This window comes from Nitratireductor aquibiodomus NL21 = JCM 21793, assembly GCF_000615975.1.
GTDB classification, from domain to species: Bacteria; Pseudomonadota; Alphaproteobacteria; order Rhizobiales; family Rhizobiaceae; genus Nitratireductor; species Nitratireductor aquibiodomus.
On sequence record NZ_BAMP01000140.1, the window covers coordinates 1 to 6968 of the forward strand.

Here is a 6968-nt window from a genome sequence, read left to right on the forward strand (position 1 = left end):
AACTCCGCTGCCTGAAGCATTGCCATCTGTCGAAGGCGCATCCCCGGATGCGCGGGCTGCGCCGGCGCAGCCCCGCCCGTCCCCGGGCCAAAAAGCTCCGCCAGCATCTGCGGCAGATAGACCACGTGCCGTTCGCCGGAGCTGCGCGAGCCTGCGTTTCACCGCCCCCAGCCTCGGCTGGTGCGGTGGTCTGGGCGTGCGCTGCCATTGCCAGTGGGGCTGTGATGGCGATACCCGCCAGGATGCGCGAAACGAACCTAGTCATCGCCCGGTCTGCGTCCGATGACGACGGTTTCCACGAATTCAGCCTTTTCGAGCCCGGCAACAATTGCGTCGTATTGCTCCGCCGTCTCGGCGGGCACAAGAACACGGTAGAGCCCACCCGGCAGCGGTCCGGCGGCGATCTCGGCATCGCTTTCCTCCAGCAGTGCCGAGACATCGGCCATGGAGGCATCCGCCGCAAATGTCACGAAGGCGAAGGGTGCATCCTCGCGATCCGTACCGGCCACGGAATATTGCTCGCTCTGCGAAAGATTGAGCCAGACCGTCTGGCCCACGAGAATGGCGAGCGCGAGCCCGGCGGCCACCCAGGCAGCCTGCACCGGCAATGAAGGCAGAAAGCCGGCCAGTCTCTTACGCAGCGAGGGTCTGGCAGCCCTTTCCGGCCCCGCCTCTTCGGCCAGCGCCTCCGAAAAACGCGCCAGCGCATCGGCCGGCGGGTGGACCGCCTCATTGTCGGCAACGGTCGCCGAATACTCACCTTCGGCTTCGGCAAGCGAGGCCATGGCCTGCGGGTCGGATGCGAGCCATTCCTCGACCTCGCGCAGTTCCGCGCCCGAAAGCGTGCCGTTCAGAAAGAACGGCAGCAGCGCCTCAAGCCGGTCGCGGCGGTTTGATTGTGCGTTCTCGCTCATGGCCAGCCTCGATCATATCCTGCCGCCTGCAAGGCTTCTCCAAGCTTCTTGCGAGCGTAAAACATCCGGGTTTTCACGGTGGCAACTGGCACGGAAAGGATTTCGCCAATCTCGGACACCGATTTGCCGTGATAATATGCCAAATCCACCACAGTGCGATGCTCCTCGGACAGCGCGTTGACGAATGAGCGCAGCGCCGCCGCCTTGTCATCCTTCATCGTTGCAACCTCGGGCGTGTCGGCGCTATCGGCAATCGCCTCCGCCTGCCCGTCATCCAGCGCGCTTTCCCGGCGCTTGCGCAAAGCCGAAAGCGCCTTGAAACGGGCGATGCCAAGCAGCCAGGTGGAGACCTGAGAGCGCGCCTCGAACCGCGGCGCCTGGCGCCACACCTCCAGAAACACTTCATTCGCAATCTCGTCTGCCATGGTTTCCGATCCCGTCTGGCGCATCACGAAACGGAAGACCCGCGTGTGATGCCGCATGAACAAGAGCCGGAGCGCCGCCCTGTCGCCGCGCGCCGTTCTGGCCACGAGCACGGCATCAGATGTCTGATCCGCACCACTCATGACCGGCCCTTCGACAATGTGTCGCGCGACGGGACGTTTCGGTTCATCGCTTCCCCCAGTTTCTGAAAAGCTAGTCCATTTGCGGTTCGGTGGAAACAGAATTGCCTCCCTCTATCGGCTTTACGGCGCTCTTCAGTGTGAACCTTTTCACAGCCTCGTCAGACAAACCCTGCAGGGTACGCATGGTGCGCACCCGGAAAGGAGTGTTCTGATGACACGGCATATCGACTGCAAACGGTCGTTGAAGCCGCCGCGGCGCATAGCCGGGGCGGCTTTGTTGACCTTGCGTAAGCCGAGGCGTAGGCTCTTCGATGACGGGGTTGAAATGAACTCGCTTCGGGGGGATACACCGGAACAAAGGGGACCGGGCGCGCAAAAGACGCCCATCCGGCAGCCTTCCGAAACGGTTTCGGGAGGCAAGTTATGGGGCACAACCGGCATTTCCCGGCGCGTTCGAGCGAAGGCGCTCGTTTCGCTGCCAGAACGGGCGCCAGGCGTTTTCTCTCAAGCTGCGCCGCAATGGCTCTTGCCGTCACGGCGGGCTTATCCAGTTCAGCACCCGCGAGCGCGCAGGAAAATGCGATCATCCAGCCGGGCTTCATGGCCATGACCGGTTTTCCCGGCACGCTCATCCCCGGTTTCGAGGAAGGGCTTCTGCCCGGCGTCGATCCGGTGGACGAAACCTTCATCGATATCGAACGCGCTTCGCTGCGCATCTTCGACATGACCTGGCTGGGTGCCCCGCCCAGCGGGCAGGTGGTCTTTACCCCGCCGCCCTTCGAAGTGCCGGCCTCCGAAATCGGCCAGGTGTTCGGCCTTGCTTATGATGACGGCAAGCGCGAAGAGACCACGGCCATCGTGCCGAACCTCTATGCGGCGGCCACGTCCCTGCACGGCCTCCAGATCGTCACGGAAGACGAAGACGAGGACGGGCGGCCCGAACGACAGCGCCGCGGCGAAGCGGCGCACGCTTCATGGATGGGCAATTCGGCGAGAAGAATGGCGGCGGCCCCGGTTCGATCTGGAGAATCGACGGTATCACCGGTGCCGTGACCCTGTTTGCCAATATCGACACCAACAGCGGACCCGGCATCGGCAACATCGCCTTTGACCGGTCACACCGCCAGTTCTTCGCTTCCGATCTAGACAGCGGTCTCATTCACCGCATCGACATCGACGGCAATCTCATCGACACGTTCGATCATGGTGTCGACGGCAGGCCGGCACGCGGGCTCGATCCCGTGGCTGACGATGGCGCCGTGATGGACATACAGGGTGCTGCTTTCGACGCGGAAGAGCCCAAAAGCTGGGGCTACACGCAGGAAGAGCGCAGCGTCCATGGCCTCGCCATGCATGGCGGACGCCTCTACTATTCCGTTGGGGAGGAAGCGGAAATCTGGTCCGTGGGCATCGCCCGCGACGGCACCTTCGCCGGCGACCCGCGCTGGGAGCTGACGGTGGAGGCGGACGAAGACCTTCCGGTCACCGACATCGCCTTCGACACGCGCGGCTTCATGTACCTTGCCCAGCGGGGCGAGGTCGAAAACCGCTATGACTACTCAAGCTTCGCTGACAGCGGCGAGGCGTCGGTGCTGCGCTACTGGCGCGAAAGCCCCGACGATCCCGAAACCGAAAGCATCTGGGTGCCGGCACCGCAGGAATATGCAGTCGGTTTTCCCGAACCATACCGACAGGGAGCCGGCGGCATCGACCTGCAATATGGCTATGACGCCGAAGGCTTCTTCAATCGCAATGCCTGCACCGCCACGCTGGTGAAAACCGGCGACAGGCTGCGCGACAACCCTGCCCTTGAAGACCAGCTCATCGAAGGCGGGCCGCTTGCCGTTCATGGCGTACAGCTTACGAGAAGCACGCTCGTGCGGCCAAAAAACGAACCGCCCTTCGGCTCGTGGTTTGCCGATTACGACGGTTTCTTCGAAGACCCGGAGGTCAAGGGACATGTCGGCGACGTGGAGGTCTGGCGTCCCTGTGAGGGCCGCGCCGGCTACTACGAGCCGATCCCCTATCCGGGCGACATTCCCGTCCCCGGCTGGCCGCCCGGCTTCCCGCCGCCCAACGATCTCCCGCCCTGTATCGAGCTGGAGACGGCTGCGTATTTCTGTACGCCTGCAGGGCTTGAAGCCGATCTCTACATCCATGACCGCGCCGGCATCGGTGGCGATTCGCTTTCCGCGAAATCGCTGACGCCCGGCGTTGGCGTTTCCCCGTCCAAGCAGACGGTCCCCAGCCTGGCCACGCCGTTCACTCTCGGCATCAACGGCCACATCCCGGGCGAAACCGTCGATCTCGGCCTGTGCTTCTATAAGCAGTCCGACGCCGAGGCGGGTGGCTACTTCCCCTGTTGCAAGGTGACGTTGCCGCTTGAAACGCCGCTTGAATCCTGTGCGCCGTGAGGAGGGAGAGATGATCATGTTCACTTTTCCCACCGACCGGACCACGGTCGACAACGTCATGGAGACGATCATGAAACCCCTTGCAGAAAAAGCGCGCTCGCCGCGCTGGCTGCTGGTGGCGGGCATGGCGCTCTCCACCGCGCTCATACCGCTTTCCGGCATCAATCAGGCCAGAGCACAGGACCGGACGATCGAGGAGCTTGAGGTTCTCGAAACGCCGGGCGACGCCGAAGGCCCACGCATTGAACTTGAACCGGAAGTGCCCGAGGTCGAGCCTGATCTGACGCCTTTCCTTGAAAAGCGTGGAACACAGCTCAATTGCGATTATGTGGAATACCGCCTGCGCCTCGGCGTGCGCGGCACACCTGACATGATCGCCCACCCGGGCCTCGACGCGTTTCTCACCAATGTAACCTTCGAGTTTACCGATCAACTTCCCGCCAATCTGTCGATTGTCGACGCCACTTTCAGCGGCGACATCATCGGTGTCGGCGGTGGAGCCGTTCCACCCCATGTGGTCAGCACAAGCACAACCCTTGATGACACGCTCACCCAGTCGGACTTCCACCTTTCCGCCGCCGATCTCGACGGCGACGGCAGTCTGACCGAGCGCGCCATCGACATCACCATCAAGGCAAAGATCGACCAGGCGGCGTTCCCTGCCGCAACCAATGTCGACAATCAGGCCAATGTGGCCGTGATCCGCACGGCAACCGGCGGGCTTGTCGCCACCATTCCGTCGCACGATCCCGCCCTGCCGGACGACGGTGACTGGAAGACGGGCGACCCGACCGCCATCACCATCGATGTAACGGACTGCGATCCGCCGCCACCTCCCCCGCCGCCCGGCGACGGGCCGGAAGAAGCCTGTTTCTCGGTCGAGACCGGCGAGGTGGACTGCCTGCCCGGCGGCGGTGCCTATATCTATCGCATGGATGTCGGCCCGGAGATGGCAGGCAATGTCGTCACCGTGACCTCCACCACACCCGGCATCACCATCGATCCGCCGAGCCAGCCCGTACCGGCCGGCGGCGGGACGCTGGAATGGGAAATCACCGGTGCACTGCCCGGCGATACGGTGCATCTGATCGTCACCGGCATCGAGACCTATGCGGGTCCGGCCGAGGGCGTTGGGCTGTGCTGTTCACAGGTGGTCGACATTGAAATCCCTGAAGACCTCGAATGTCCGCCCGACGATGAAGGCGAACCCGACATCAAGGTCGAAAAGCGCGCCGATGAGGCCGAATGCGAGATCGACGGTTCGTGCGATTTCACCATTCGCATCTCCAATGCGGGTGACGCCCCTTACACCGGCAAGATCGTGCTGGATGAGGTAACGACGCCCGGCAATGCAACGGTGGTCTCAGGGCCAAATGCGCCATGGACCTGCGTGCCGATGATGAGCCCCATGTCGTGCGAGCACCCCGAAACGACCCTCAATCCGGGCGAGTTCGTGGAGCTGAAACTCGGCTTCCAGCCGGGACCGGCATGGAGCTGGAGCGCGATCCGCAACTGCGCCGAATATGACTACACGGCCAGCGGCAAGGATCCGTTCGGCGATCCGACCAACGACAAGGCCTGCGCCACAATCGCGATCTGCCTGCCGGGCGATCCGGCCTGCACGCCGCCGGAGAACGACATTCCGGATATCGCCGTGCGCAAGCGGGCGGAACCCACGGTCTGCACGCCGGACGGTCTCTGCACCTACGTCGTGACCATCCTCAATGCCGGTGCCACACCGATCAACGGTCCCGTCAGCTTCGTGGACACGTTCCCGGCCGGTGATGTCGCTTCGGCATCGTTCAGCCCCTCGCCGCCCTGGTCGTGCGCGCCGCTCGCCGGCAACACGTTCCAGTGCGATCATCCGGGCCTGAACCTCGTGCCGGGCGCATCGACGGACATTCTCGTGACCACAATCGTTGGCGACTATCCGACAAACGAGGTGGAGAACTGTGCGAAGGTGACCGCGCTTGAAGGCGAAACCAATCTCGCCAACAACGAGGCCTGTGCAACGGCGACCATACCGGGCATCCCGGGCGGCCAGCCGCAAATGCGCATCCAGAAGACCTGTGAGCCCACCGTCTCGCTCGCCGAAGGTGTGGCCTGCCGGATCACGGTCAGCAATGCCGGAACGGCAGCACCCGTCGGCCCGGTTCGCGTCAACGACGCAGCCGAGATCATCGGCAGTGGTGCACCGGTCGAGGTCCAGTCTGTCACACCTGACGGTCCGGAATGGTCGTGCGGCGCGGTGCCTGCGGCAAATCTCACCTGCGAGATTCCCGGCGCCGTCATGACACCCGGAACCGCGCGGCACTTCGATGTGACGGTCAATGTCTCACCCAATGAGCGTTTCGAGAACTGCGCACGCGGTTCCTTCGGCCCGGCTCCGGGAGACGACATCGTCTATCCCATCGGCGAGGCCTGTGCTCAGGGCGGCACCCGGATCTCGGTCGAGAAGACCGGTGATGCAGAGTGCCTGCTTGGTCAGCCCTGCACGTTCCAGATCACCATCCGCAACGAAGGTCCGTCATCGATCTCAGGTCCGGTTCGCATCGGCGATGCGCTTCGGGTCGAAGGGTTTGGCGGCGTTCCGGCCCGGATCGTTTCGGTGAACCCGCCTTTCGGCTGTTCGCCCGAACCGACCGAGCTTCCCTTCGCCTGCGAAGCCGACCTCACCCTTGCCAGTGGCGAGAGCCGCACGCATGAGGTCGTTGTCGAGCTGCCGGAAGATGGCGGCCTCGCCAACGAAGTGGGCAATGGTGCATCGGGACGCAACTGCGCTGCGGTGATCGACCGTGGAGCGGATGTGCGCACCGCGCCCTCGCTCTCCGGTGCGCCGGAAACAACAGGAGATGGCCGTGCCTATGACTGCCACGACTTCACGGTTCTGGCGGATGAGGATGAGGACCAGCAATGTTCGCCGGGTCTCGTTCTCAACAATGACGGGCGCTGTGTCTGTCCGGAAGGCACCACCTTCCGCAACGGCCAGTGCGTTGGCACGCAGACCGCTCCGGTTCCGCTGCCTACGCCCCGGCCAACACCGCCGCGTGAGCCCGATCCGAAGCCGCAGGCAG

3 protein-coding genes and 1 pseudogene are annotated in these 6968 nt (G+C 63.7%); 2 read left to right on the forward strand and 2 right to left on the reverse strand.

Annotated elements, in window-relative coordinates; translation table 11 throughout:
- Positions 1–257: 257 nt before the first annotated feature.
- A complete protein-coding gene (locus JCM21793_RS22085; protein ID WP_025031747.1) occupies positions 258–914 on the reverse strand; it encodes a hypothetical protein in 657 nt (218 codons plus the stop codon).
- The gene (locus tag JCM21793_RS22090) at positions 911–1480 is read right to left on the reverse strand and encodes a sigma-70 family RNA polymerase sigma factor (RefSeq protein ID WP_025031748.1); all 570 of its coding nucleotides are present in this window, start codon (positions 1478–1480) and stop codon (positions 911–913) included. Before JCM21793_RS22090 ends, JCM21793_RS22085 begins: the two co-directional genes overlap by 4 nt.
- Before the next feature lie 519 nt (positions 1481–1999).
- On the opposite strand from JCM21793_RS22090, the pseudogene JCM21793_RS27785 reads away from it, so the two are divergent.
- Positions 2000–3894, forward strand: a pseudogene (locus JCM21793_RS27785) (hypothetical protein).
- Positions 3895–3904: 10 nt separating this feature from the next.
- The coding region (locus JCM21793_RS22100) for a DUF7929 domain-containing protein (protein ID WP_025031749.1) at positions 3905–6968 on the forward strand (3064 nt) is incomplete at its 3' end.

Bases quoted from the DNA above. Each gene is read 5' to 3' on its own strand.
- JCM21793_RS22085 (WP_025031747.1), bottom strand. From the start codon at position 914: ATGAGCGAGAACGCACAATCAAACCGCCGCGACCGGCTTGAGGCGCTG.
- JCM21793_RS22090 (WP_025031748.1), bottom strand. From the start codon at position 1,480: ATGAGTGGTGCGGATCAGACATCTGATGCCGTGCTCGTGGCCAGAACG.